The following is a 1,747-nucleotide window of genomic DNA, read 5'->3' on the forward strand; positions in this document are numbered from 1 at the left end:
CCAACCCGCTGACATGTGACGAATGCGGACGTAATGTTCGGTCACGTAGCCCTGCACGGCTCTCGGAGACAAGGCGGAAACGCGAAACGGGCCGCCACCCCGGAGGGTGACGGCCCGTTTCTGAGCGTGATGCTTAAGCGTTGCCGCCCGACAGCTTCTCGCGGAGAGCCGCAAGAGCCTCGTCGTCCGCGAGCGTGCCCGCGCCTGCGGCCTCGCTCGAGAAGACCTGGCCGCCGAAGTCGTCGCCGGCAGCAGCTTCTGCCTCGGCCGCCTTCGTGACCTGAGCCTTGTGCGCCTCCCAGCGAGCCTGGGCTGCAGCGTACTCCTGCTCCCATGCCTCGCGCTGGGAGTCGAAGCCTTCCTTCCACGCACCGGTCTCGGCGTCGAAGCCCTCCGGGTACTTGTACTCGCCGTTGTCGTCGTACTCCGCGACCATGCCGTAGAGCGCCGGGTCGAACTCGGTGCCGTTGGGGTCGACCGACTCGTTGGCCTGCTTGAGCGACAGCGAGATGCGACGACGCTCGAGGTCGATGTCGATGACCTTGACGAACACCTCTTCGCCGACGGACACGACCTGCTCGGCCAGCTCGACGTGCTTGCTGGAGAGCTCGGAGATGTGGACCAGGCCCTCGATGCCGTCTGCGACGCGCACGAACGCACCGAACGGAACGAGCTTGGTGACCTTACCCGGCGTGACCTGACCGATCGCGTGGGTGCGGGCGAAGACCTGCCACGGGTCTTCCTGCGTCGCCTTCAGCGACAGGGAGACGCGCTCGCGGTCGAGGTCGACCTCGAGGATCTCGACGGTGACCTCCTGGCCAACCTCGACGACCTCGGAGGCGTGCTCGATGTGCTTCCAGGACAGCTCGGAGACGTGCACGAGGCCGTCCACGCCGCCCAGGTCGACGAATGCACCGAAGTTGACGATCGACGACACGACACCCTTGCGGACCTGACCCTTGTGCAGGTTGTTCAGGAACGTGGTGCGCGACTCCGACTGCGTCTGCTCGAGCAGCGCACGGCGGCTCAGAACGACGTTGTTGCGGTTCTTGTCGAGCTCGAGGATCTTGGCCTCGATCTCCTGGCCGAGGTACGGCGTGAGGTCGCGGACGCGACGCAGCTCGATGAGCGATGCCGGCAGGAAGCCACGGAGGCCGATGTCGACGATGAGTCCACCCTTGACGACCTCGATGACCGTTCCGGTGACGACGCCGTCGTTCTCCTTGATCTTCTCGACGTCTCCCCAGGCACGCTCGTACTGAGCACGCTTCTTGGAGAGGATCAGACGGCCTTCCTTGTCCTCCTTCTGGAGAACCAGGGCCTCGACCTCGTCGCCGACCTTGACGACCTCGTTGGGGTCGACGTCGTGCTTGATCGAGAGCTCGCGCGAGGGGATGACACCCTCGGTCTTGTATCCGACATCGAGCAGGACCTCATCGCGGTCGATCTTGACGATCGTGCCTTCGATGATGTCGCCGTCGTTGAAGAACTTCAGGGTCTTCTCGACCGCGGCCAGGAAGTCCTCAGCAGATCCGATGTCGTTGATGGCGACCTGCTTGGTGGCCGGGGCGGTCGTTGCGGTAGTCATGTAGTGGGTTGTCCTTGTGAATGGAGACTCGGGCTGAGGACTCCGGCCGCGCACGACCGATGATGAGCTCTGCAGCGATTGATTTGGTTGCGACACCCGGGCATGCATAGGCACGCCACGAGTGACAGTCAAGGTTATCAGATCTCCGGCCCGAATGAC

The 1,747-nt window shown here is 64.1% G+C and carries 1 protein-coding gene; it reads right to left on the reverse strand.

Annotation, left to right across the window (positions count from 1 at the left end):
* Positions 1–133 precede the first annotated feature (133 nt).
* Positions 134–1,588: a 30S ribosomal protein S1 gene (gene rpsA / locus J7E68_RS04215; RefSeq protein WP_215170148.1), complete on the reverse strand. Its 1,455-nt coding sequence runs from the start codon at positions 1,586–1,588 to the stop codon at positions 134–136.
* Between the last annotated feature and the right edge of the window lie 159 nt (positions 1,589–1,747).

The sequence above is a fragment of the Microbacterium sp. ISL-103 genome (genome assembly GCF_018613995.1).
In the GTDB taxonomy this organism is placed as follows: Bacteria; Actinomycetota; Actinomycetes; order Actinomycetales; family Microbacteriaceae; genus Microbacterium.

Coding starts and splice junctions, on each gene's coding strand:
- rpsA (WP_215170148.1), bottom strand. CDS start 1,588: ATGACTACCGCAACGACCGCCCCGGCCACCAAGCAGGTCGCCATCAAC.